We start from the raw sequence: 23,699 nt of genomic DNA on the forward strand, positions 1-23,699 counted from the left end.
TCAGACCGCCTCTCCCTGTCGGGCGGCCGCCAGGCGGACCGCGTCCATGATCTTCTCGTAGCCGGTGCAGCGGCACAGGTTGCCCGACAGCGCCTCGCGGATGTCCGCGTCGGTCGGGTTCGGGTTGCGCTCCAGCATCTCGTCGGCGGCGACCAGCAGCCCCGGGGTGCAGAAGCCGCACTGGACGGCGCCGGCGTCGATGAACGCCTGCTGCACCGGGGAGAGTTCGGTGCCCTCACCGGTCTGCGAGTCCTGCCCCTCGGCGGCCCACTGCTGGGCTTCCTGAAGGGACGTACCGCAGGCACCGGAGGCACACCCCCCGTGCTCGGCGCGCTGCTTGGCGAAGTCCGCCAGCCCCTCGACGGTGACGACCTCCCGGCCCTCCACCTGACCGGCGGCGACCAGACACGAACACACCGGCAGGCCGTCGAGCCGGACGGTGCAGGACCCGCACTCCCCCTGCTCGCAGGCGTTCTTCGAACCCGGCAGACCGAGCCGCTCCCGCAGCACGTACAGCAGGCTCTCGCCCTCCCAGACGTCGTCGGCTTCCTGCGGACGGCCGTTGACCGTGAAATGAACGCGCATTACGCGACACTCCCCTTCTGATGTGTCTGGCCGTCAGTGCCGCGGTACGACTCCCATGTCCAGGTCAGGGTGCGGCGGGCCATGACACCGACCGCGTGGCGGCGGTAGCTCGCCGTACCCCGGACGTCGTCGATCGGATTGCAGGCGCCTGCACACAGGTCCGCGAACTGCTTGGCGACCGACGGAGTGATGATCTTCCCGTTGTCCCAGAAGCCGCCCTCCTCCAGCGCGGCGTTCAGGAACTCCTCCGCGGCCCTGGCACGCACCGGAGTGGGCGCGGCCGACCCGATGCCCGTCCGCACGGTCCGCGTCCGTGGGTGCAAGGCGAACCCAAACGCACACACGGCAATGACCATGGCGTTGCGCGTGCCGACCTTCGAGTACTGCTGCGGCCCGTCGGCCTTCTTGATGTGGACGGCGCGAATGAGCTCGTCCGGCGCCAGCGCGTTGCGCTTCACACCGGTGTAGAACTCGTCGATCGGGATCAGCCGGGACCCTCGTACGGACTCGGCCTCGACCTCGGCGCCGGCCGCGAGGAGGGCCGGGTGGGCGTCACCGGCGGGCGAGGCGGTGCCGAGGTTGCCGCCGACGCCGCCGCGGTTGCGGATCTGCGGGGAGGCGACCGTGTGCGAGGCGAGGGCCAGGCCCGGAAGCTCGCCGCGCAGGTGCTCCATGATCTTCGTGTAGGGGACCGAGGCCCCGAGCCGCACACTCTCCTCGCCGACCTCCCACTCCTCGAGGTCGCCGATGCGGTTGAGGTCGAGCAGGTACTCGGGCCGGCGGTGGTCGAAGTTGATCTCGACCATCACGTCGGTGCCACCCGCAATCGGCACAGCGGTGGGGTGCTCCGCCTTCGCGGCGAGCGCCTCCTCCCAGCTGGCGGGGCGAAGGAAGTCCATGACCGGCTCTCTTCTTCGTCTCGTGGGTCGTACAGATTGAGCCAATCCGTGTGCGGCGGGCCCGGCTCGTTCATGTGCTGTTAACGCGGATTGACGCCAGTACACAGCGCCGTGCGGCACCCGGGTCAGTCACGGAAACCATGAAGGAGTTGGCTGGCCAGGGCGGTCATCTTGTAGATTCGTATGAACGGAGGTCATCAGTAACCTCCTCGTTTTCCTGGGGAAACGTGAGGCACACCCCATGTGACCTGGAACACGGCCGGAACGCGACTCCGGAGACGGCGGGCACCGCTCGTCGACCGCCGGACGGACTCCTCCTTCACGAGCCCTCAAGATTCATCGTAGATTTCGAGACAGAGAACGGCGGCGACGAGAATGCGGCTGCGCGCACTGCTGGACACCGACGCGCTGGGCCTGCGGCTGCTCGGCGGCGAGGACGAGCTGGACCGCACCGTGCGCGGTGTGATGACCACCGACCTCAGGGACCCCAGCCGCTATCTCTCGGGCGGGGAACTGGTCCTGACCGGTCTGGCCTGGCGCCGGGACGCCGCCGACGCCGAGCCCTTCGTACGGATCCTGGTGCAGGCCGGGGTGGCCGCGCTGGCGGCCGGCGAGGCCGAGCTCGGGGCCGTCCCGGACGACCTGGTCGTCGCCTGTGCCCGCCACCGCCTCCCCCTCTTCGCGGTGCACGAGTCGGTGGCGTTCGCGACGATCACCGAGCACGTCGTACGGCAGGTGTCCGGCGAGCGGGCCGGTGACCTCGCGGCCGTGGTGGAGCGGCACCGGCGGATGATGACCTCGGGCCCGGCGGGCGGCGGCCCGGACGTGGTCCTGGACCTGCTCGGCTCCGACCTGGACCTGCGGGCCTGGGTGCTGTCCCCCGCCGGCCGGCTCATCGCGGGCTCGAAGACCGCGGGCCCCGCCCTGCAGGCCGACGTGTGCGCGAAGCTCGCGGCCGAACACCTCGCGGCGGTCCGCACGGGCCGGCGCGGCCCGCACCGCGTCCTGCTCGGCTCCACCACCTACTCGCTCTTCCCGGTCCGCAGCAGCGGCGGCCGCTCCGCGCAGGGCTCCCGGGACGTGCGCGAGACGGTGCTGTCGGACTGGCTGCTGGCCGTCGAGGCGGACGCCGGGGACTGGCCGGAGGAACGGCTCGACCTGCTCCAGGGCGTCACCCAGCTGATCTCGGTCGAGCGCGACCGGCGGGACGCGGCGCGCACGGTCCGCCGGCGTCTCGCCCAGGAGGTCCTGGAGCTGGTGCAGACAGGCGCCGCGCCCGCCGAGATCGCCGCCCGCCTGCGCGTGGCCGCCCCCGTCCTCCTGCCCGGCCTCGGCGCGGCCCCGCACTGGCAGGTGGTCGTGGCCCGCGTCGAATGGCAGGGCGGCGACCTGGAGGGCGGCCCGGTCACCCAGTCCCTCCTGGAGGAGATCCTGGTCGACCCCCTCGCCACCGGCCCCGAACCCTCCGACCGCATCGCCGTGGCCCACACGGACGACGAGGCGATCGCCCTCGTCCCCCTCCCCGCGGTCTCCTCCGAGCACGACGGCTCGGAGGCGGGCATCATCGCCGACCTGCTCCTGGAGTCCGTACGGGCCCCCCTGTCGGCCGGCCTCGACGACGACGGCCGCGTCACCCTCGGCGTCAGCGCCTCGGTCCACTCGGCGGAGGGCCTGCGCGGCGCGCTGGAGGAAGCCCGCCACGCCCGCCGAGTCGCAGCAGCCCGCCCCGGCCGGGTCTGCGCTGCGGGCCACCAGGAGCTGGCCTCCCACGTGCTCCTGCTCCCCTTCGTCCCGGACGACGTCCGCCGGGCCTTCACGGCCCGCCTCCTGGACCCCCTGCGCGACTACGACCGCCGGCACCGCGCCGAACTGATCCCCACCCTGGAGGCCTTCCTCGACTGCGACGGCTCCTGGACCCGCTGCGCGACCCGTCTCCACCTGCACGTCAACACGCTGCGCTACCGGGTGGGGCGGATCGAGCAGTTGACGAGTCGTGACCTTTCCCGCCTCGAGGACAAGCTGGATTTCTTCCTGGCACTGAGGATGAGCTGACACCGAACCCCCCGCGACTCCCCCGACTTTGTGAATTCCTTCACCCACCCCCTTGGCCCGGCCGGTGGATTCGTGCTGAGATGCGGCCACCACTCATAGCTCGATGGCGTGCTCGGGGAGGGCAACGTGGCGCATACCGCCATGTCTGGTAACGGAACGACCGCCGGTGACGATCCACTCCAGACCGCGGTATGGCGGCTACGCTCCCGCGCCTGCTGGGCGGACGCCGCCGCCCTGCTCCAACCGGTGACCGCGCCGGCCGCGCTCCAACGCGCCTCCCTCCTGGTGGAGCGGTGCCTGTACACCGAGCAGGGCTGGGAACAGGCCGAGGACGCGCTGCGCACGGCCGAGGCGCTGGCCCACGGCGACGACGAGCGGGGCGCGGCCGCTTGTGAACGCGGGCAACTTGCCTACGCGGCCACGCTGCACGGCGTACGGGACCGCGCCGACGAGGCACGGGCGGCGCTCGGGCGGGCGGCGGCGCTGATCCCTCCGGGGACTCCGGGGCGGGCGCTGCTCGACTTCCGGCGAGGGCTGCTGGCGGAGAACCTCGCGGACTCCCCGCAGGCCGCGCGCGCGGCGTACCGACGCGCCCACGCCGGCGCCACCGCCCACTCCGATCCCCTCCTGCTGTCCTTCACCTGGCGTCACCTCGCCGGACTCGCCCTCCGGGACGGCGAGTTGGCAGAGGCCCGACACGGCTTCAGCGAATCCCTCCGGATCCGCGAGGAGCTGGGCTACCTCGTCGGCACCGCCCCGGCGCTGGCCTCCCTGGCAGACGCGGAAGTGGAACCCGAGGCCTCACGCCTCCGCGAGGAAGCCCGCCGCCTGTTCCGACTGCTCGGCGGCGTACCGACATGGCTGGCCCGCCAACTGGCCCCGGTGCCTCCCGCGGCGACGGCATAGCCGACCACCCGGCGTGGACACCGACACCGCCTGGGGGCTCCGCCCCCAGACCCCCAACCTATGCCCACCCACCACCCGACTCGGTGGGTCGATGGGTGGGCCTCACCCCTGGGGCTGCGCCCCCAGGGGCGGGCGGGGGCTGGGGATGGTCTCCACGCACCACCCGACTCGGTCGCCCGAGAGATGAACGTCGCCGCCGGGACCGCGCCGCCGGCGGGTGGGTGAGGGCCGGGGAGGGTCTCCACGCACCACCCGACTCGGTTGGCCGAGAGGTGAGCGTGGTTCTGGAGGCTGGACTTCGCCCCTAGCGGGTGGCCGACTCGGTCGGCCGAGAGGTGACGGTGGTCGGTCGGAAGGTGGACGCGCCCGCAGTCGCGTACGGCGGCAAGGGGACGTGTCGGGGGGTGTCCGCCCGCAGCGGTTGGCGCGTCAACGCCGGTACCTCCGTAGCCGACCGATTCCGCGCCGTTCCGAGGACGGACACCCCCCGACACGTCCCCGACCCACCACCCAACCCGCACAGGCCGCCGCAGGCATCCCCCGCCCACCACTCTCAGCGAGAACCCGCACCCGCGAAGTGCTCCCCCACCAGCGACCGCACCACGCCCACATCCCCCGCCATCAACGCGTCCAACAACGCCATGTGTTCGGCCGCGTCCGCCACCAGCTCAGCCGCCCGCCCCCGCGAGCCGGGCCCGCCGACCAGGGGCCACTGGGCACGGCGGTGGAGGTCCTCGGCGATCTGGACCAACTGTTCGTTGCCGGAGAGTGCAAGCATCGCGCGGTGGAAGGCGCGGTCGGACTCCGCGTAGGTCGCCAGGCAGCCGGAGGCCGCGGCGCGGACGGTCGCCTCGGCGAGGGGTCGCAGCTCGGTCCAGCGGTCGACCGGCACGGTGCGGGCGAGGCGCAGCATCACCGGGACCTCGATGAGGGACCGGACCTCGGCCAGCTCCCCCAGCTCACGCCTGCCGCGCTCGACCACCCGGAACCCCCGGTTGGGAACGACCTCGACGGCGCCCTCCAGCGCGAGCTGCTGCATCGCCTCCCGGACGGGCGTCGCGGAGACCCCGAAGCGGTCGCCGAGCGCCGGTGCGGAGTAGACCTCGCCCGGCCTGAGCTCGCCCGCGACCAGCGAGGTGCGCAGGGCGTCGAGGATCTGCCCGCGCACGGAGGACCGCTGGACGGCGGGGCGAGGCCGCGGGATGGGCGTCTCACTGTGGGTGTGCTCACCACGGACGGCGCCGGGGGCTGTGCCCCGCTCCCGGTCCACGTCTACGGCCCGGGCCTGCGGCGGCACCCTGACCGCACCAACCGGAGGCTTCCCGGCCCCAGCCCCAGCAGCCCCAGCCCCCGCCCCCATCTCGGCGGAGCCCTGCGCACCCTGCATCACGGGGTCCTCCTCCGGACGTGTCGGCACTTCGGGTCATTACGGCGGGTTGTTACTCGTCCGTCAAGCAGATTAGGGCATAACCCGACAGTTCAAATGCCGGACACCCCGGGTAAGGTAAGCCTTACCTACAAGCGATCGCGAATCGGTGGTCCCATATGCCCGTCCCGTCACCCACCCCCCGCTCGGCCGTCGCGGACGCCTACGCACGCGTCACCGAGGTCCTCCCGGGGCTGACGGTCACGGAACTGACCCTCGACGACCAGGCCCCGAAGGGCGGCGGCTGGGTCGCCGCCACCGAGCTCGCAGAGGGCGGCCCCGGCCTCGAAGGATTCCTGGCCTGGGACGACGCACAGGTACGGCGGGACCACGGCCGCCCCGGCCGCCCGGACGTGATCGCCAGCTTCGGTCTGCACCGGTACGCCTGGCCCGCCTGCCTCCTGATCACCGCGCCGTGGTTCCTGCACCGCCGGGTCCCGCGCTTCCCCGTGACGCATGTCTCGTACGACCGCACCCAGGGCCCCATGTCCTTCGCCGTACGCCCCGGCCCCTTCGCCTGCCTGCCGGACGACCCGGCCGCAACCCTGCCCGGCGCCCGCGTCGTCCCCGACGAGGAGGCGCTGCGGGCCGAGCTGCGGGCGGCCGTCGCCGAGCACATGAAACCGGTGCTGGCCGGGTTCGGACCGCGCATGCGCCGCCGCGACCGCGCCCTGTGGGGCATGGTGACGGACGAGATCGTCGAGGGCCTCTGGTACGTCGCCGAACTGCTCGGCGAGAGCGAGCAGCGCCGGGCCGAACGCGAGTTGGAGCTCCTGCTGCCGGGATCGACCAAGCCGTACGTCGGCTCGGCGGCCTTCCGCCAGCTGACCGGACCGAACGGCGAGCCGCTGCCCACCCGGGACCGGGCGAGCTGCTGCATGTTCTACACACTGGAGCCCGAGGACACCTGCGTCACCTGCCCGCGCACCTGCGACGCGGAGCGGATCGCCAAGCTGACGGCGGCCGCGGCCAGTTGAGGCACCCTCAGCTCAGGACGGAAACATCCGTCCCGTAGGATCACTCGCGACTGAGACGCCCGCCCGGTTACAGGCAATTCACAACTTCCTCACACCGCGCAGGAACTTTCCGTGGAACCACCCGTACGGGTAGTCTTATTCGAACTCAACTCCCGCCCCTCACGCGGCAGTTCGAGCAGAACGCCGCCCTGGGCATCCCCTTGCACTTCCTTGGCGGCCTCTTGCCCCGAAAACGCCTGAGGGCCGTTGGGATTGGGCCACTATGGCGGGCGTTACGCCCTATCCCAATGCAAGGGACCCCAGATGAGACTGACCGACATATCGCTGAACTGGTTGCTTCCGGGCGCCGTACTGCTCCTGGGCATGCTGGCGGCGGTTGCGGTGCTCGCGCGTGGCAAGCGCACCTCGGGGAAGGACGCGAGCGCGGACGACTCGTGGGAGCGCAGCGAGGAGCGCCGGAGGCGCAAGGAGGCCATATACGGCACCGCCTCCTACGTGCTGCTGTTCTGCTGTGCGGCGGTGGCGGCCGCGCTCTCCTTCCACGGCCTGGTCGGCTTCGGCCAGCAGAACCTCAACCTGTCCGGCGGCTGGGAGTACCTGGTCCCGTTCGGCCTCGACGGTGCGGCGATGTTCTGCTCCGTGCTCGCGGTGCGCGAGGCCAGCCACGGTGACGCGGCGCTCGGCTCCCGGATACTCGTATGGACGTTCGCCGGCGCGGCGGCCTGGTTCAACTGGGTGCACGCGCCCAGGGGCATCGACCACGCGGGCGCCCCGCAGTTCTTCGCCGGCATGTCGATGTCGGCGGCCGTGCTGTTCGACCGCGCGCTGAAGCAGACCCGCCGGGCAGCCCTGCGCGAGCAGGGCCTGGTGCCCCGACCGCTGCCGCAGATCCGCGCCGTCCGCTGGATGCGCGCCCCGCGCGAGACGTACAAGGCGTGGTCGCTGATGCTCCTGGAGGGCGTGCGCAGCCTGGACGAGGCGGTCGACGAGGTCCGCGAGGACAAGCGCGAGAAGGAAGCGGCCCGCATGCGGCGCCGCGACAAGGAGCGGGTCGAGCGCGCGCAGCTCAAGGCGATCAGCCGGGGCCACCGCGGATTCGTCGGCCGTGGCCGGCAGTTGGAGGCGCAGGCGACCCTGGAGCGCGGGCCGTCGGACCGGGCTTCCGCGGAGCCTGCCATAGCGCCGGAGCAACTGCCCGTACGCCAGCGGCCCTCCCTCGAGCCCGTCCGCAGCGGTTCTGACCCCATCACCGTCGACCTCACCGCGGAGGACGACACCATGGCCCTGCCGCGTCTGGACTCCCTGGAGCGCAAGCTCAAGGACCTTGAGCAGCAGTTCGGCTAGAAGCAACGCGCATACGGGACGGGGTGCGGCTCACACGAGCCGCACCCCGTCCCGTTTCAGGCGACGCCCGCGTCCAGCTCGAACCACACCGCCTTCCCCACCCCGTGCACCCGCACGCCCCACGCGTCCGCGAGGGACTGCACGAGGACCAGGCCCCGGCCGTGCGTACCGTCGTCGGCGTTCGGTACGCGCAGTCTCGGTCTGCGGGACACGAAGTCCCGCACCTCCACCCTCAGTCCACGCGGTCCGACGGTGGCCGTCAGCAGCGCGTCGTGGTCGGTGTGGATGATCGCGTTGGTGACGAGTTCACTGGTCAGCAGTTCCGCGACCTCTGCCCGTCCGGGTCTGCCCCAGTGCCGTAACAGCTCGCGCAGTGCTTTGCGCGACTCGGGCACCGCCCCCAGGTCCGCCCGCCGCAGCCTGCGTTTGAGCTGCGGCGCCCGCGCCTCTTCCATGGCGCTGTCGGCCTTGTCCTCCACTGTGTCCGCCGAGAAGGCCCCTGTCGCGATGGGACCGCCTCCTCGTGCCTGCCTCTTCATGACCCCCGCCCGCGTGCCGATGTCGGTTCCCCTCCTGCTCGAACACGTTCACGAGGATCCATGCCCCGTGGGGCACCTGACAGTCATGTCGAATCGTCAACGACCAGGTGTTCGGCCATATTCGGGGCCTTGCGCCACCACGGAGGCGGTGCTCCCGGCCGGGTGAACGCCTCCTGGACCGAGCCCTCCGAGCCGCCGAGGAGCCGTCGTGCACGACGACCGAACGCCGGTGGAAGCCCGCCCGGAACGCGGCGCGCGTGCCGCTGGTCCTGTCCGTGTGGCACGTGCCGGGCGAACCGGTGCCGGTGGACCAGGCCTTGCAGGCCGCCCACGAGCCGTTCGCGTCCGGCACGGTGTGGGGAAAGCCCTGGTCGACGAGCTGGTTCCGGTTGGAGGGCCGGGTGCCGGAGGAGTGGGCATCCAGGCGGAAGGGCTGCTGTACGACTCGGCGGGCGTACCCCTGAAAGGGATTCACCCGCGCAACCGCCACCTCCCGGTCGCGTCCCCGGCGAGCGGAGGCGAGGGGGTGCGTCTGCTCCCGCAGGACGGCCGCCAATCCGGCCGTCCTGCACGGCTTCGAGCCTACGCAACTGGGTGCCGTCCTGACCGCCGGCGATGGGCCCATCTACCGATTCCGCTCTGCCGACCTCGCCGTACTCGACGAACAGGTGTGGCAGTTGGTCCTCGACGTCGAGGTGCTGTTGGAGCTGATGCACGAGATCCAGGCGGCCCGGCCCGCACACATCGACTGGGCGTGGACACGGAGGAGATCTGGCTGCCGGACTCCTTCGGTTGCATGGCAGCGTTCCCCCAGCTCGCGAAACTGGCCGGAATCCGCTGGTTCCTCACCCCGCACCCCGGCGGCCTGGGCACGACCGTACGGCTGACGCTGCTGCGCGGGCCGAGCTGACGCCCGGATTCGCCGTGTCCCGGGCCGAGGGGACCGACCTTCTGGAACGGCCGCTGCACGAATCCCCCCTGGTTTTCGAGCTGCGGCCGTTCCAGATCCTCACGCTGCGGCTACGGCCGGCGCGAGGCGCTGTGACGTCCCGCCGACGCCGGGGGCCACCCGCCCGACCCCCGTGCGGGAGGGCGGCCCCGGTCCGCGGCGGTCGTGCGGTCAGTAGAGCTTGTTCACCGCCGTGACGGTCGTCTTCTTGAATGCCTTCACCGGCGCGTCACCGAAGCCGCCCAACTGTGCCCACTCCACGACGGTGACGGCCCTGCCGTCCCGCCCGACGGAGAGGAGCCGGATGTCCGAGGCACCCCACGACGTGACGGTGTGCAAGCCGTGCACGCGGGCGCCCTCCTCGACGGGCAGGGTGCCATAGCCCTTGTACGCGGCCTCGGTCTCAGGGTCGGCCTTCTCGATGCGCGTCGCGCAGGAGCGGATCTCCTTGTTCAGACGCGTGGCGAGCGCCTTGGCCTTCGCGGCGGAGCCGACGACCACCGTGAGCTGCCGGGCGTTGGTGTCGAGGTCCGTGTGGAAGGCGCGGTACCGGGAGTCGTAGGCGAGGAGCGCCTCCTCCAGACAGGGCCGCAGCTCGTCCGGGACGCCGTCGGTGACCTTGCCCGCGGTCCAGGAGGACGCGGGATGCGGGGGGAGTTGTGCGGCCGCGAGGAATCTGGGCGCGGCGGCGGCCTTCATCGCAACGGCCTTGGTCGTGGCGGTCTTCGTCGCCGCGGCCGGTGCCGGTCGGGCATCGGCCTGTACGGCGAGTGCTGTGCCGAGCGTGAGGCCCGTGATAGCCAGTACGGTGAGCGCGCCTGCTCGGATGCGCTTGGGCATGGGTGTCCCCCGTGAACGAGTGCGTGGGTGTGGAATGCGCCGCCAGGACGCCGGATGGTCGGTCCGGCGGTCGTCGGTGCGACACCAAGAGCATCAGCGGTCACAGCAGACGGGCGCAACAGGGGACGGCCGATTCGCCATGGTGGAACCGTCCCAGCCCTTCTGACGTGCAGGTATATGGAGTGCCTGGGATACGGATCCGGGACGGACGGGGGAACGGTGTCGGCACCAAGGGACGAGGTCGGCGAGTTCGCGGCGCTGCTGACGCGGCTGAAGGAACGGACGGACCGCAGTTACGGTTCGCTCGCCCGCCGCCTGAACATGAACACCTCCACGCTGCACCGCTACTGCGCCGGCGAGGCGGTCCCCCAGGACTTCGCCCCCGTCGAACGGTTCGCTGCCCTGTGCGGGGCGACGGCGGAGGAGCGGCTGGAGCTGCACCGGCTGTGGCTGCCGGCGGTGGCGGCACGGCAACGGCCGCGGGCGGCGGCTACGGAGACCGGGCCGACGGAGGCCGCCGCGGACACCGAGGTCGGCTCCGCGGACGGCGAGCCCGGATCTACTGACAACGAGCCCGCGCCTCCGGCGAGTGAAGCTCCCGCTCCCCCGCTCCGCCACCCCTGGTACCGCCGTCGACGCACCTTGGTGTCCGCGGCCGTCGCGGCGGTGCTGGTCGTCACGCTGGGCAGCATCTCGGCGCTGCCGTCCGGTTCGCCGGGGGCGGACGACTCCGCGCAGTCCTCGCGCGGCCCGTCCGATACGACCGCGCCGGGCACCCCGGGCCGCCACCACAACTCGGCCACCTCGCCGAGCCCCTCCGCCACCACCTCCGGCTCCCCCTCGGCCAAGGGCACCGAAGGCACCGAAGGCACCGGGTCACAGCCCTCCAAAGACCCCGATCAGAGCCGCAGCCCCTCGGGAAGCCACAAGCAGGACGGCTCAGGCACGCCCTCCGTCCCCCTCACCTGGACCGCCGACTCCCAGGTCTGGGCGCTGGGCTGCGGCCACGACTACGTCATCGCCAAGCCGCCCGCCGAGGTTCCCCCGCCGCCCGCCCCGCAGGACGCCGGCACCTGGGCCGGCACCCAGAACGCGGTGCACGGGCGTGACACGAACGTACGGATCTCGGTGCAGGGTCGGACCTCCACGGCCGTGGTCCTGGAGGCCCTGCGCGTACGGGTCGTCGGCCGCACCGACCCCGCCCCCGGCACCGCCTACTCCATGGACCAGGGCTGCGGCGGCGCCGTCACCCCCCGCTACTTCGACGTCGACCTGGACATCGACCGCCCCATCGCCCGCCCCGTCGCGGGCAACGACACGGGCACCCCGATCCCCGCCATGCGCCTGCCGTACCGCGTGTCGGCCGAGGACCCCGAGGTCCTGCTGGTCACCGCGAAGACCGAGGGCTGTGACTGCCGCTGGTACCTCGAGCTGGACTGGTCCTCCCAGGGCCGTACCGGCACGGTCCGCATCGACGACGACGGCCGCCCGTTCCGGACCAGCAGCATCAAGGGGCTGCCGCGCTACTGGTACGACGTCTCGCGCCAGTGGGTGGAGAGGACCGACTGAGCCAGGGGCGTACCTGCCGACGCCGTCACGCCTCCCACACGGCGGCCGCCGTACGGTCGTCCGCGTACCCCTTGACCCTGACCTGGGCGTCGGCGAGGAACTCGGCGAGGCCGGGCGGGGTGGGGCCGGACCATCGGCCGGTGAGATACCCGCACAGCTCGGGTTCGCCGCGCAACGGCTCGGCGAGGCCGCCGGTGCACATCAGGAGCGTGTCACCCGGACGGGCCACGGAGGCGCGGAAGCGGAAGGGTTCGCGGGGCGGCTCGGGGGCGGGTTCGTACGGGCTCGGGGGCGTCGGGATGCCGAGGTCCATGGTGAGGCGGTCGCCCTCGGGGGTCTCGGCGGGCAGTGAGCCGAAACCGACGACCGGCTCGCCGGGGACGTCGAGGACCCGCGGTTCGATGTCCTGCCACTCGCCGTCGCGCAGCCGGAACAGTCCGCCCGCGCCGACGCCGAAGAAGACGCGCGTACGGCACTCGGGGTCGGCGGGCAGGAGCAGACAGCGCAGGGCGGCGGCGTACTCCTCCGGTTCGATGCCCTGCTCGGCGGCGCTGGCGCGGAGTTTCCCGAGGCTGCGGTCGGTGAGGCGGTGCAGACCCGACTTCAGGTCGCCGCGCCGGCCCGCCCTTATGTCCTCGGCGAGCCGGGCGTGACTGCGCCCCACGGCCCGCCCGATCCAGTGACACGCCTCGGCTGCCGCCCGGTGCGCACCGGGCGTGGCGCGCGCACCGGTCGCCATCGCGACGAGGACGAGCGCGTGGTCCCCGGTCCCGAAGCGGGCGGTGAGCAGCGCATCCCGCCGCGGCTCACCCCGGAACCGCGCGGAGTCCCCCCGCACGGAGGCCGCGCGCAACGTGGAGGCCCCGTACCGGGCCCCGTCCAGCACGGTGTCCGCGACCAGATCGTCGAGGTCGTCGGGATCCGCCGGCGGCAACGCGGTGGGCTCGGCCTCGTAGGTGGGCGGCCCGGAGCCCACATGGCCGACGGGGTCGAGCGGCAGCGCGGGAAGGTCGACCCGGGTGGGAGTACGAGAGCTGGGCGAATCGGCCGGCGGATCTGCGTCAGGGCCGGTGTTCCGGGCGTCCGCTGCGGCGGCGGACGAGGCGAGGGGGGCGCCCTGAGGCGGAGCGGATGTGCCGGTGGAGGGCGGCCCCCAGGGGACGTCCTGCGGCACGAGGCCCGCCGAGCCCGGGGCGTCGGCCGCGCCAGCGGGGCCCACGCCCGCCCCGGGCGGACCGTCAGATCCAACGCCAGCCGGCTCCCATGCAGGCCGCCGCGGCACGCGGTCTGCCGAGCCCGGGGCGCCTGCCGCCTCCTCAGGACCCGCGACCGACGCAGGCCCACCGTCAGGTCCGACCGGGCCGCCAGCCCCCTCGGCGAGCGGGGCGGCTGCCCCGTCTCCGGCGGATGCGGCAGGCCATCCGCCCTGCCCGGGTCCGACGTCGACGCCGGGCGCGCCGGAGGGGGCGGGGTGTGGCGGCTCCCAAGGGGCGGCGGCGCGTTGCGGAACTGGGCCGGCGGTGCCCCGTAGCCCTCCCCGCACCGGCTCGTCGTCGACGCCCCGCACAGCGGCCTCGGTGTCCCCGCGTGCGGGGGGAGGTGTGGGCGGAGGGGGCCCGAAGGGCGGAGGCGGCGGAGGGGGTGCGGACGAGGGCCGGGGAGGTGGGTCCGGGGGCGTCCGTGAGTCGGGGAAGGTCGTCGTGGGGGTCTCCATGGAGGCGCGGCCAGGGGACCCTGGCCCTGGCGCCGCGCGTCCCCACGGTGGCGGCTGCTCGGCGAATCCCGGCGGCTTCGGTCCGGGCGGGAAGGTCGCGGGCCCCGTGGGTAGATCGGGCGGCGGCTCCCAGGGAGCGCGCTGCCCCGCGAACTCCGAAGGCCTCGGCACGTCAGGCCTCGGCACGTCCACCGGCCCGGCGCCACCGGCTCGCTGCGTGGGAGCCTCGCCGTCCGAGGCGTCACCGACACCGGACGCCGGCGCGGAACCACCACCCCCCGAGGCATCCCCGACACCCGACCGCAGCGCGGAAAGCCCATCCTCAGGGACATCGCCGGCACCTGACTGCGGCGCCGGAACCGCGTCCTCCGCGACGCCCGCCGTACCGGGACGCGGCGCCGGGATCCCGCCCTCGGTGCCGCCCCGAGCGGCGGCCCGTCCCTCCACCGTCCCCGCCGCCGAGGCGAACCGGTCGTCCAGTGAGTCGGGCGTGGCCGTGGGGCCCGTGTCCTCGGTGGTGTCGTCGTACAGCTGCCCCCACCAGTCGTCCTCGTGACCGCTGGGCTTTCCCCCCTGCTGGCTCATGCCCCTAATTGTCCACCGCGGGAGCGGTATGAAAACGGGGCATCCGGAAAATCCGGCGCCGCACCACCCCTCGAACGGCGTGCCGAGTGCGTCCCCAACAGCCCGGCCTCGGCCTCAGGACCGCCCGGCACCGGGCGCGGGAACGGGCCTGGTGAGCGGCCCTAGCCGGCTTCGCTGACCTGCGTCTTCGCTCGTCCTCCGGCACTCTGGACAGATGGGCGTGGTGGACCTCCTGCTGGTCGGCCTGGTCATTCTGCTGGGTGTGGGCGGAGTGCTGGTGCCCGGTGTGCCGGGTTCCTGGCTGGTGTGGGCCGCGGTCATGTGGTGGGCGCTGAAGGACCCCCAGCCGCTCTCCTGGGCCGTCCTGGTGTGCGCCACCGTCGCTCTGTTCCTCTCCCAGGTGGTGCGCTGGGCACTGCCGCCCCGACGGCTGCGGGCGAGCGGCGCGACCGCTCGCATGGGTGTGTACGCCGGCGTGGGGGCGTTCGCCGGCTTCTTCCTGATCCCGGTCCTCGGCGCGATCCCCGGCTTCATGGGCGGCATCTACCTGTACGAACGGCTCCGGCTCGGCCGCCACGGCGAGGCGATGGCGGCCCTGCGGACGGCGATGCGCTCGGGCGGCTCCAGCGTGCTGACGGAGCTGTTCACCTGCCTGCTGATCATGGGGGCGTGGCTGGGGGCGGTGCTGTGGGGATGAGACCGGCATCCGCACCGAACACCTCATGGCGGCACCCAAGACCTCATGGCGGCGCCGACAGACCTCATGGCTGCGGCGCCGCGACCGTCGTAGGTCCCCGGAACTAGGGCCAGGATCCGATGCGCCGGGCGGGCCCGGAGTGCTTGGCTGACTGCCATGACCGAATTCAGCGAGGCCGAGCGCGCGTACCTCAGGTCCCAGCGCCTGGGACGGCTGGCCACCGTCGACCCGCACGGCCAGCCCCAGGCGAACCCGGTCGGCTTCCATCCGCGGCCCGACGGGACCATCCTGGTCGGCGGCTACGCGATGGGCCGCACCAAGAAGTGGCGCAACCTGCTGAAGAACCCGAAGGTCGCCCTGGTCGTCGACGACATCATCAGCTTGAAGCCGTGGAGAGTGCGCGGCATCGACATCCGCGGCGAGGCCGAACTCCTCACCGGCCCGCACGACTTGGGCCCGCACTTCAGCGAGGAGGTCATCCGCATCCATCCGCGGCGGATCCACAGCTGGGGACTGGAGGACGACGCCTAGCCCCAGCCCTGTCCCACCGCGGGACGCCCTTCGAGAGCGAGCAGCCTCGTCTTGCGCTCCAGCCCGCCCGCGTACCCCGTGAGTGACCCGTCCGCCCCGATCACCCGGTGGCAGGGCCGCAGGATCAGCAGCGGGTTGGCGCCGATTGCGCCGCCGACGGCCCGTACGGCGGCCCTGGAGGCGCCGATACGGGCGGCGATCTCGCCGTACGTCGTGGTCGCGCCGTACGGGACGGTGTCGAGGGCGGCCCAGACCTGCTCGCGGAAGGTGGTGCCCTCGCCGCGCAGCTCCAGGCTGAACTCCTTGAGTTCACCGGCGAAGTAGGCGGTGAGCTGCTCCCCGGCGGCGCGGAAGAGGTCGGGGTCGTGGTGCCACCCCTCCTGGACGGTACGCCCGTTCTTCTGGCCGGGGACGGAGAGCGAGGTCAGCACGCCGCTCGGGTCGGCGGTGAGGAGGAGCTGCCCGACCGGGCTGTCCAGCGTGGCGTAATGCGTGTCGGCTGTCATCGTGTCGGCGGTCATCCTGTCGGCGGTCATCAGTACTCCAACTCCCCTGCTGCACGCAGGTGTTGCAAGGCGTATGAGCGCCAGGGGCGCCAGGTGTCGGGGATGTCCGAGTCGGGTGGGGCGACGTCCGGGTCGCCCAGGGCCCGGGTGCGGACGGCGGCGACGGTACGGGCGTCCAGGCCGGGCACGGCGAGCAGGGCCGCCTCGGCGTCGTCGCGGTCGGCGCCCGGGTCCAGGCGTACGGCGCCGTCGGCCAGGGCGGTGGTGAGGGCGCCCAGGGTGCCGTCGGGTTCGGCCCCGGCGAGGACGGCCGGTTCGGGGAACAGGTGGGTGAGGCTGCCGCAGGGGGCGTCCAGCGTCTTGCCGTACCGCTGGACCAGCCGCTCCGCCTCGGCCCGCCCCACCAGCGCCCGCACCGCGAGTTCCTCCGGGTCGGCGGCGCCCGGCGACCGCAGCCCCGGCCGGGCGGCGACCAGCGGGGCGAGCCGTGGGTCGGCGCCTAGCCGTTCGTCGATGGCGTACGGGTCTGCGTCGAGGTCGAAGAGCCGGCGCAGCCGCTGTACGGCGGTGGTCAGGTCGCGGGGGTCGGTGAGATGGAGGCGGGCGTCCAGCCAGCCGCCCGGATGGGCGCCGGACGCGGACCTCGCGGCGCCGGGCCGCTCGTCGACGGCGACGATCCCGGTGCCGTGCGGCAGGCGCAGGGTACGGCGGTAGGTGCGTCGCCCGCGCGGCCCGCCGACCTCCTCCACACCCGCCACCGCCTCGGCCGCCAGCAGGTCGAAGACGGCCGTGGACTGGTACGGCCCCCGGTGCGCGAGCCGCAGCGGGATCCCGGCGTCCGGGGTGGCCGTACGGCGGGCCGCCCGGCCGCCGTGCGGAGCGGCGGCCCGCAGCTCGCTGGGCGTCGAGGCGTACACCTCCCGCATGGTCTCGTTGAACTGCCGCACGCTGGCGAAGCCTGACGCGAACGCGATCTGGGTGACCGGCAGGCCGGTGGTCTGGAGCAGGACGCGTGCGGTGTGCGCCCGCTGGGCCCGGGCGAGGGCGACGGGCCCGGCGCCGAGCTCGGCGGTGAGCTGCCGCTGGACCTGCCGGGCGCTGTAGCCGAGCCGCGCGGCGAGCCCGGCGACGCCCTCCCGGTCGACGACACCGTCGCCGATCAGCCGCATCGCCCGGCCCACCACGTCCGCCCGTACGTTCCACTCGGCGGAGCCGGGCACGGCGTCCGGCCGGCACCGCCGGCAGGCCCGGAACCCGGAGCCCTGCGCGGCGGCGGCCGTCGCGAAGAAGCGGACGTTGTGCCGCTTCGGCGTCACGGCCGGGCAGCTGGGCCGGCAGTAGATGCCGGTCGTCTCGACGGCGAAGAAGAACTCGCCGTCGAACCGCCCGTCCCGGCTGCGGACCGCCTCGTACCTGGTGTCCTCGTCCATCACGTCATCCAGTGTGGGCCAGGGCCAGGCCCGCGGCTGGCGGAAATCGGACGCCGAGCTGTCCCTCAGTGCCCCTTGGGCCGCCCCACGCCCGTCTCCTTACGCCCAGCGCCCCCTCTTCGCCTCCATCGCCGCCTTCCCCTGCGCTCCCTTCCGCTTCCAGTCCCGCTTGATCTCCGCGCGCAGCCGCGCGTCGGTCTTGGCGACGATCCGCTGGTTCTCCCGGATGAGCTTGCGGTAGCTGTCCAGCCGCCGCTCGGGCAGCACACCGTCCTCGATGGCCGCCAGCACCGCGCACCCCGGTTCGCTCTCGTGCGCGCAGTCGTGGAACCGGCAGCGCGCCGCCAGGTCCTCGATCTCGGAGAAGACCTGTCCGACCCCGCTCTCGGCGTCCCACAGGCCGACGCCCCGGAGCCCCGGCGTGTCGATGAGGGCCCCGCCGCCGGGCAGGGCGAGCAGGTTGCGGGTGGTCGTGGTGTGACGTCCCTTGCCGTCCGCGTCCCGGGTGGCCTGTACGTCCATGACGTCCTCGCCGAGCAGCGCGTTCGCGAGCGTCGACTTGCCCGCACCGGACTGGCCGAGCAGCACGGACGTACCACCGGAGACGACGGCCACCAGGACCTCCAGTCCGGCCCCGTCCAGGGAGCTGACCGGCAGCACCGGCACACCCGGCGCGGTCGTCTCGACGTCCTCGACGAGATGCCCGAGCGTCGCCGCGTCCGGTACGAGGTCCGCCTTGGTCAGCACGACGACGGGCTGCGCCCCGGACTCCCACGCCAGCGCGAGGAACCGTTCGATGCGCCCGAGATCCAGTTCGACGGCCAGCGACACGGCGACGATCGCGTGGTCGACGTTGGCCGCGAGGATCTGCCCCTCGGACCGGTTGGAGGAGGTGGAGCGTACGAAAGCGGTACGGCGTGGCAGATACGTCCGTACGTAGCGCGGGTTGCCCGCGGGTTCGACGGCGACCCAGTCGCCGGTGCACACGACCCGCATCGGGTCGTTCGGGGTGACGAACGCGGTGTCCGCGCGGACGATCCCGTCGGCGGTGACCACGTCGCACTGTCCGCGGTCGACCCGGATCACCCGCCCGGGCAGCAGCCCTTCAGGCTCGTGGGGGGCGAACTCGTCCGCCCATGCGTCGTCCCAGCCGTAGGGAGCGAGCGGATGTGAGGTCGACGACGACGGACTCTGGAGCGATGAGAAAGACAAGGGGTGACCCTTCACAAGGGTGGCCCCGGCACACGCACACAGGCGTGGGAGAAGAAAGAGGTCAGCCGGAGACCACGGAGGTGGAGTGGATGAACTTCCGGATGCGGGCAGCGCCCATCTCAACGACAGCCATCGGTCACACCTCCTGTCTCACTCGGCCGACAACGGCAGCCACCGGCCACCGCGCGATTCGCATTCACCATAGAGGCGTACGCCCTCGGGCGCCACGGAATAAGTGATCCCCTCGCCCACCAACGTGGCCTGGCGGCCGGCGGTCAGCCGGTGGCGACGCGTGCGAACCGCAGCGGCGGTACGTTCGGGGGCGTCTGGCCATGGACGTGGTCACGCACCGGCCCGTCGCCCGTCGCTGTCCTGCCGGGCCACACCGCGGACACCTTTCCCTCTTCTGGGTCCGACTGCGTCGACACAGTGCCCTTGCCGGCGTCGTCGACGCCGGCAAGGGCACTGGCCTGATCCCGGCGCTATGCCAAGCAGCTGTCGGCATGACCATCGCCGACGCCATTTGCCAGGCCACCCTCAAGGTCCCGCCCGCCGCGGCGACGGCGCCTGGGTCGACGAACTCGACGCCCGGGCGAAGAGATGTCCGCCGGGCCCCCTTCGTCAGGGGATGTTGTAGTAGTCGACCATGGCGTCGGCGAAGGCGGCCCAGGCGTTCGTGCTCTGAGGACCCCAGATGCCGTCGACCGTGCCGGCGTTGTAGCCCTCGTAGTTCAGAAAGCGCTGCAGAGCCTTCTTGGTCTGAGTGCCGGGGATCCCGTCGATGTCGCCCTCGTAGCCGTTGTAGAGGGCCAGAACCTGCTGTATCCCAATCCAGCTGTTGGATCCCAATGCGCCGTCGATAGGGCCGCTGTAGAGACCGTGGAACCGCTTGAGCCAGGTCTGTACGCCCTTGGCCTTACGGACGGTCAGACCGAGGTTGACGACGGCCTGCGCCCCGACTTCGCCCTCGGCCATGGCCGGTTGGGTCACCCGCGCGGTGGTGGCGGGCTGTGGGACCGCGTAGCCGGGTGCTGCGCCGGCGAGGGTGCCGACCGCGAGAGCCACGGCGACGGCGGCGGGAACGAACGTCTTTCGGAGAATCCTTGTCCTCATGGCACTTCCTTCTCGTGGGATGGTTGGTGAGCATGGCGACGACGCCGCACCGGCCTCGACCGCTCCCCGCACCCCGCACCCCGCACCCGACAACCCGTCAAGTCACGACGTGTTAGTGAAGTACTGGTCGGCGTTGCTCGAAGGCTCCGGCCCGGGAGCGACGGGCGGGCGCAAAGGCGTCCGTGGCGCCCGCACCCTTCCCCGGATTCCCGTTCCAGCCTCTGATCGTGCGGGCCACACCCTTTACCTTGGGGTGAGTCGGGGCGAGGGCAATCTCGAAATGCGACTCTTTCGGCGTGGTGAAGTCGCCGCCCCATGCGACCGTGCCGCCCAGTTCGGCCAGAATATCCCGGATTACCACCAGTTCGGCTGGATACAGGCCACCGCTGACTCCCAAGGGGTAAGCATGCGGTCGGATGTTGATCGCGGTGCCGGAGAGGTGGTTCGACTCGAAGGGGTGGTTGACGAGCCGCGAGGTGCTGTGACCGTGGAGGTCACCGGTGCGAAGCGCGTCGATCTCGTAGTGGAATCGCCGTGCGACGTGCAGCAGGAGTACTGCCGCGTCCCCGGCTGCGAGACGAATCGCCAAGCCGCTGCCCTCGACGCGATATTCTTCCGCATCAGCTTCGGTCAGCACCCTCCAACCATTCGCCGTGCTGTCCTCCCGCCACTCCCGTCCGGATTTCGGCACAGCAACGGCCGGTGCAGCGGACAGAACCGATCCCAGCGTCACCACACCCAGGATCCCGGCGCCGCCGCCTACGAACCGACGGCGAGATACCTCACGGTCAATCACGCCTGTCTGCCTCTCCTCGTCAGGCAACTTCGCATCTCAGGACTCTCCATTCACTCGGCCCCTCAGGACGTCCAGAAAACCGAGCTCGAACTGCTCCAACTCGGAATAGGGAAGCATAGCGGGCAAGGTTGCGATCCCCCGGCGTGTAATCAGTCCCAGCCGGGCCTCGGTGATCGGAGATCGCTCGGCAGTCAGAACGTTGTGGGTCGCGTAACCGGCGTCGTCCGCATTCCCGATGAAGCGCGATTCCCAGAAGGATGTGAATCTGCGGGCCCCGCTGCCGTTCTCGTAGCGTTCCCTGAAGGCAGTCACAATATCCTGCCCCGCCAGGCACGCCTGCGCGATGAGATATCCATCCGCATCCTCGATGAAGTCGGAGTATCCGAACGTGGTCTGCGCGTCGAGGCTCGCCATGTTCTCGTTGACGAATTCCCGCCCGTTCGGATAGACGTCCAAGGCGTCTCTCCAGTCGGCGTAGAGGGTGATGAGGTCGCCGCCCCAGCCCGCGATATCACCGCTGTTCACGGACCGCCGATTGTCTGACGGCGGGTGGTTGAAGACCCCGTTCGCTGTCGCCAGCAAATGCTCCGCACCCAGGTGCGCTCCGGTGAACGGATCCACGAACTGCTTCGGAACCGCCATACCCCGCGCCTCGGCGTAGGCGACGAAGTCCTTGTCGTAGGATCCGATGAGATATGCCCAGTCAAGACCTCCGTAGGCATCGTGACGTACGAACTCCATGACCAGTTGGTTGGGGTCACCCTTGCCGTACTGCACGGCAAGGCCGTACAGGTCCTCGATACCGGCCATAAAGCCGTCGTATTGCTTGGCGGGCTGATTCACGGAGCTCGACGCTCTGTCTCGGCCGGAGACGGCGTCCCTGTCGAGATCGAAGGAGTCGGCCCCGTTGGTGACCGAAATCTCCTGGATTTGATTGAACGACCAATTTGCCGGTAGCGGGTATCCGAGGTTTCCGGAGAAACCCCACGACATACCCGACACGAAGGAGTACTTCGCGCCCGTCCTCTCCGACACATTGGCGCACACGTTGCGAGACCCGTACACGCCGTGCCGGTATCGCCCTCCTCGCTGGTCGAGAGCGGCGGCCACACCTTGGAAGTAGGGAACGATGGCGGAGTCGATTTCCGCCTGGGTGGCGTCGTAGTCCACGGCGAAGTAGATCACCGTGCCCCAGTTGAATCCATACTCGCGCGCCAGGTCGTGCGCCAGGGCCCCATGGGAATAGCCCTCCATGGTCGTGAAGTCGCCCAGCGTCCGGGCGTTCGCCTGGAAGATCGGGAAGACCTTCAGACCGGCGGCGAAGAGAGTGTCCAGCTCACCCGGCTTGATCTCCTTGTCCAGAGTGGAGGTCGGAGGGTCATACAGGTAGCGGCCCACCACCTCGTACTTCTCGTCGACCAGCCACCGAGCGCGTGCCGGCGTGATCTCGAACCGTGTGTCCGAGCCGCTCACAGGGCGTCCGGGGTCGCCCATGGACACGAGTAGCTGGCACCACGTCCGATAGTCGCCCCCGCTCTGCTCCAGCAGCGAGAATTCCTGGAATTCCCGCACCCATGACGCGAGTTCGGGGCCGAAAACGTCGGTGAACTCAGCGGTCGCACCGCCGGGGAGAGGCGAGTTGAACACACACGCAGCGGAAAACAGTTGGACAATGACTCCGCTGGCTCCCTGCTCCACCGTGTGGCGTCGCAGGGCGGTCTGTGTCCCCTCCCCGAAGTTGCCATTGGGCGCCGCAATGCCCATTTCGTATTGCAGGGCAACCATGAGCGCCTTTTGCACGTCTCGGGAGTAGTTCCCGTCACAGGGCCCTATGGAGTATGCACTCTTCTGCCAGTAGCGGCCGTTCAGCCACTGCTGGACCTGTCGCACGGCATCCGAACCGCCGGCCGTCCGAACGTAGGAATCCATGTTGAGAATGCACTTGAAGATGCGTGCCTGCACCGTGGTGTCGATCGGAAGTCCCATCTGGAACTTCATCTCGCCAATCGCGTCGCCGGTGGCGGGTTCGATCTCGCCGGTGTCGTAGTAGCCGCCCCAGTAACCCTTGCAGAACAGCGCATGCTTGAGGATGCGCGCGATGTTGGCGTTCTCTGCCCATGACACGTGGAGGGGGCCGAGGGCCTCCAGCCGGGACAGGGTGGTGGGGCCGAATGCCGCAACCACCGGGCTGATGCCCAGTTCGTGCTGGAGCCCCATGGTCAGGGCACGCATGGTTCCCCAGCCGGTGAGACCGTTCTCCGCGCACGGGCTGTACCCGGTGACGCTGGAATATGTCCTGTTGACCCACCGTTGGGCCTCGAGTACCTTCTCGTCGGCCATGCGCTTCCTCGGGATTGAGTGTTTTCACAATGTGCAAGACGTTGTGCGGGGCTCTGCGCGATGAGTGCTTCGGCGCCGGCGGAGGCCGCGGTCACCAGTGGTGACCACGGCCTCTGATCTCTCCGTGCCGGGTTCAGCCGCCAGGAACGAAGCAGGTCGCGAAGGGGTCGTAAAGTGCCGTTTCCCACCAATTCGAGCCCACACCCGCCTCGGGGTTCTCAAAGCGGTAGGCGCCACCAGAGCTACGTACGAACGTGACGGCGCGCGCTCTACCGAAATAGGTGACCTCGCCCGTGCTTCCCCGGAGGTGGTTGTCCGCGATGCTGAAGGTCTGGCTGCCTACGGCGCCGTCCGCCTCCACGCCCCACCTCCCCTGCAGTCTCTTCGTCGCATAGGTGGTGTTGGGGCCGAAATCGCAGTCGATGTCCGCGTAGTCGTAGGTGGTGCCGTTCTGTTCTATGGCGCCCTCTGCCCACAGGACGTACTGCCACAGACCGACCGCGTTGGATATCTGGTATCTGCCACCCTCCCAGAGAGGGCCCTCATCCCCCCAGTCATCGGTGATCGTGCCGCTGCCGAAGATGACCCCCTGCGAGACACTTGCCGACGCGGGGCTCGTGCTCAGCGCCGTCACGCCCAGGGCGGCACATGCGGCAAGCGCGACCAAGCCCTTCCCGATGGACATACGT

22 protein-coding genes and 1 pseudogene are annotated in these 23,699 nt (G+C 71.3%); 10 read left to right on the forward strand and 13 right to left on the reverse strand.

From position 1 onward, the window contains the following. Both OG252_RS12350 and OG252_RS12355 read right to left on the reverse strand, forming a co-directional pair. A complete protein-coding gene (locus OG252_RS12350; protein WP_266449720.1) occupies positions 1-585 on the reverse strand; it encodes a (2Fe-2S)-binding protein in 585 nt (194 codons plus the stop codon). Continuing rightward, complete coding sequence (locus tag OG252_RS12355; protein WP_329335890.1) at positions 585-1,484, reverse strand: FAD binding domain-containing protein; 900 nt, start codon at positions 1,482-1,484, stop codon at positions 585-587. The genes OG252_RS12350 and OG252_RS12355 overlap by 1 nt, the downstream gene beginning before the upstream one ends. Positions 1,485-1,859: 375 nt before the next feature. Between OG252_RS12355 and OG252_RS12360 the strand changes: the two genes are divergently transcribed. Together OG252_RS12360 and OG252_RS12365 are read left to right on the forward strand one after the other, a co-directional pair. Beyond that, the gene (locus tag OG252_RS12360; RefSeq protein WP_329335892.1) at positions 1,860-3,536 is read left to right on the forward strand and encodes a PucR family transcriptional regulator; all 1,677 of its coding nucleotides are present in this window, start codon (positions 1,860-1,862) and stop codon (positions 3,534-3,536) included. 126 nt (positions 3,537-3,662) lie between these two features. After that, positions 3,663-4,442: a hypothetical protein gene (locus OG252_RS12365; RefSeq protein ID WP_266449715.1), complete on the forward strand. Its 780-nt coding sequence runs from the start codon at positions 3,663-3,665 to the stop codon at positions 4,440-4,442. A gap of 553 nt (positions 4,443-4,995) precedes the next feature. On the opposite strand, the gene OG252_RS12370 is transcribed toward OG252_RS12365, so the two are convergent. Further along, positions 4,996-5,832 (reverse strand): GntR family transcriptional regulator, encoded by an 837-nt coding sequence (locus OG252_RS12370; RefSeq protein WP_443068403.1) that lies wholly within the window; start codon positions 5,830-5,832, stop codon positions 4,996-4,998. Positions 5,833-5,987: 155 nt separating this feature from the next. Between OG252_RS12370 and OG252_RS12375 the strand changes: the two genes are divergently transcribed. Both OG252_RS12375 and OG252_RS12380 read left to right on the forward strand, forming a co-directional pair. Then, complete coding sequence (locus OG252_RS12375) at positions 5,988-6,845, forward strand: (2Fe-2S)-binding protein (RefSeq protein WP_329335895.1); 858 nt, start codon at positions 5,988-5,990, stop codon at positions 6,843-6,845. 303 nt (positions 6,846-7,148) lie between these two features. Then, positions 7,149-8,189, forward strand: coding sequence for a DUF2637 domain-containing protein (locus OG252_RS12380; protein WP_266449711.1), 1,041 nt, complete (start codon positions 7,149-7,151; stop codon positions 8,187-8,189). Between the two features lie 56 nt (positions 8,190-8,245). On the opposite strand, the gene OG252_RS12385 is transcribed toward OG252_RS12380, so the two are convergent. Beyond that, the gene (locus tag OG252_RS12385; protein ID WP_266449708.1) at positions 8,246-8,728 is read right to left on the reverse strand and encodes an ATP-binding protein; all 483 of its coding nucleotides are present in this window, start codon (positions 8,726-8,728) and stop codon (positions 8,246-8,248) included. Between the two features lie 173 nt (positions 8,729-8,901). On the opposite strand from OG252_RS12385, the pseudogene OG252_RS12390 reads away from it, so the two are divergent. The 3 genes and pseudogenes from OG252_RS12390 to OG252_RS12400 all read left to right on the forward strand — a co-directional run. Then, positions 8,902-9,465 (forward strand): annotated as a pseudogene (locus tag OG252_RS12390) (hypothetical protein); the annotation flags it as partial. A 17-nt stretch (positions 9,466-9,482) separates the two neighbouring features. Further along, positions 9,483-9,638, forward strand: a complete 156-nt coding sequence (locus OG252_RS12395) for a hypothetical protein (RefSeq protein WP_329335899.1) — start codon at positions 9,483-9,485, stop codon at positions 9,636-9,638. Between the two features lie 14 nt (positions 9,639-9,652). Then, positions 9,653-9,874, forward strand: a complete 222-nt coding sequence (locus OG252_RS12400; protein WP_329335901.1) for a hypothetical protein — start codon at positions 9,653-9,655, stop codon at positions 9,872-9,874. Here OG252_RS12400 and OG252_RS12405 read toward each other — a convergent pair. Further along, a complete protein-coding gene (locus tag OG252_RS12405) occupies positions 9,849-10,517 on the reverse strand; it encodes a hypothetical protein (protein WP_329335903.1) in 669 nt (222 codons plus the stop codon). The two genes, OG252_RS12400 and OG252_RS12405, sit on opposite strands and share 26 nt — an antisense overlap. A 219-nt stretch (positions 10,518-10,736) precedes the next feature. Here OG252_RS12405 and OG252_RS12410 point away from each other — a divergent pair, with 219 nt between their 5' ends. Further along, positions 10,737-12,086: a helix-turn-helix domain-containing protein gene (locus tag OG252_RS12410; RefSeq protein WP_329335905.1), complete on the forward strand. Its 1,350-nt coding sequence runs from the start codon at positions 10,737-10,739 to the stop codon at positions 12,084-12,086. A gap of 25 nt (positions 12,087-12,111) precedes the next feature. Here OG252_RS12410 and OG252_RS12415 read toward each other — a convergent pair whose 3' ends face one another. After that, positions 12,112-13,800, reverse strand: coding sequence for a protein phosphatase 2C domain-containing protein (locus OG252_RS12415; RefSeq protein ID WP_443068489.1), 1,689 nt, complete (start codon positions 13,798-13,800; stop codon positions 12,112-12,114). A 799-nt stretch (positions 13,801-14,599) separates the two neighbouring features. Between OG252_RS12415 and OG252_RS12420 the strand changes: the two genes are divergently transcribed. Both OG252_RS12420 and OG252_RS12425 read left to right on the forward strand, forming a co-directional pair. Next, positions 14,600-15,082 (forward strand): DUF456 domain-containing protein, encoded by a 483-nt coding sequence (locus tag OG252_RS12420; RefSeq protein WP_266449697.1) that lies wholly within the window; start codon positions 14,600-14,602, stop codon positions 15,080-15,082. 156 nt (positions 15,083-15,238) lie between these two features. Next, positions 15,239-15,613: a PPOX class F420-dependent oxidoreductase gene (locus tag OG252_RS12425; protein ID WP_329335910.1), complete on the forward strand. Its 375-nt coding sequence runs from the start codon at positions 15,239-15,241 to the stop codon at positions 15,611-15,613. On the opposite strand, the gene OG252_RS12430 is transcribed toward OG252_RS12425, so the two are convergent. The 7 genes from OG252_RS12430 to OG252_RS12460 all read right to left on the reverse strand — a co-directional run bounded on the left by OG252_RS12430 (position 15,610) and on the right by OG252_RS12460 (position 23,695). Further along, positions 15,610-16,149 carry a methylated-DNA--[protein]-cysteine S-methyltransferase gene (locus OG252_RS12430; RefSeq protein ID WP_266449692.1) on the reverse strand — a complete coding sequence of 180 codons (540 nt, stop codon included), beginning with the start codon at positions 16,147-16,149 and terminating at the stop codon, positions 15,610-15,612. The two genes, OG252_RS12425 and OG252_RS12430, sit on opposite strands and share 4 nt — an antisense overlap. After that, the gene (locus tag OG252_RS12435; RefSeq protein WP_266453003.1) at positions 16,149-17,549 is read right to left on the reverse strand and encodes a DNA-3-methyladenine glycosylase 2 family protein; all 1,401 of its coding nucleotides are present in this window, start codon (positions 17,547-17,549) and stop codon (positions 16,149-16,151) included. Before OG252_RS12435 ends, OG252_RS12430 begins: the two co-directional genes overlap by 1 nt. Before the next feature lie 99 nt (positions 17,550-17,648). Beyond that, positions 17,649-18,761 (reverse strand): ribosome small subunit-dependent GTPase A, encoded by a 1,113-nt coding sequence (gene rsgA / locus OG252_RS12440; protein ID WP_266449689.1) that lies wholly within the window; start codon positions 18,759-18,761, stop codon positions 17,649-17,651. Positions 18,762-19,382: 621 nt separating this feature from the next. Beyond that, positions 19,383-19,874, reverse strand: a complete 492-nt coding sequence (locus OG252_RS12445) for a peptidoglycan-binding domain-containing protein (protein ID WP_266449687.1) — start codon at positions 19,872-19,874, stop codon at positions 19,383-19,385. A gap of 112 nt (positions 19,875-19,986) precedes the next feature. Continuing rightward, positions 19,987-20,670 carry a M15 family metallopeptidase gene (locus OG252_RS12450; RefSeq protein WP_329335913.1) on the reverse strand — a complete coding sequence of 228 codons (684 nt, stop codon included), beginning with the start codon at positions 20,668-20,670 and terminating at the stop codon, positions 19,987-19,989. A gap of 36 nt (positions 20,671-20,706) precedes the next feature. Continuing rightward, positions 20,707-23,010, reverse strand: coding sequence for a glycoside hydrolase domain-containing protein (locus OG252_RS12455; RefSeq protein ID WP_329335915.1), 2,304 nt, complete (start codon positions 23,008-23,010; stop codon positions 20,707-20,709). 133 nt (positions 23,011-23,143) lie between these two features. Then, positions 23,144-23,695 (reverse strand): peptidoglycan-binding domain-containing protein, encoded by a 552-nt coding sequence (locus OG252_RS12460; protein WP_266449681.1) that lies wholly within the window; start codon positions 23,693-23,695, stop codon positions 23,144-23,146. Positions 23,696-23,699 lie beyond the last annotated feature (4 nt).

The sequence above is a fragment of the Streptomyces sp. NBC_01352 genome, assembly GCF_036237295.1.
In the GTDB taxonomy this organism is placed as follows: domain Bacteria; phylum Actinomycetota; class Actinomycetes; order Streptomycetales; family Streptomycetaceae; genus Streptomyces; species Streptomyces plumbiresistens.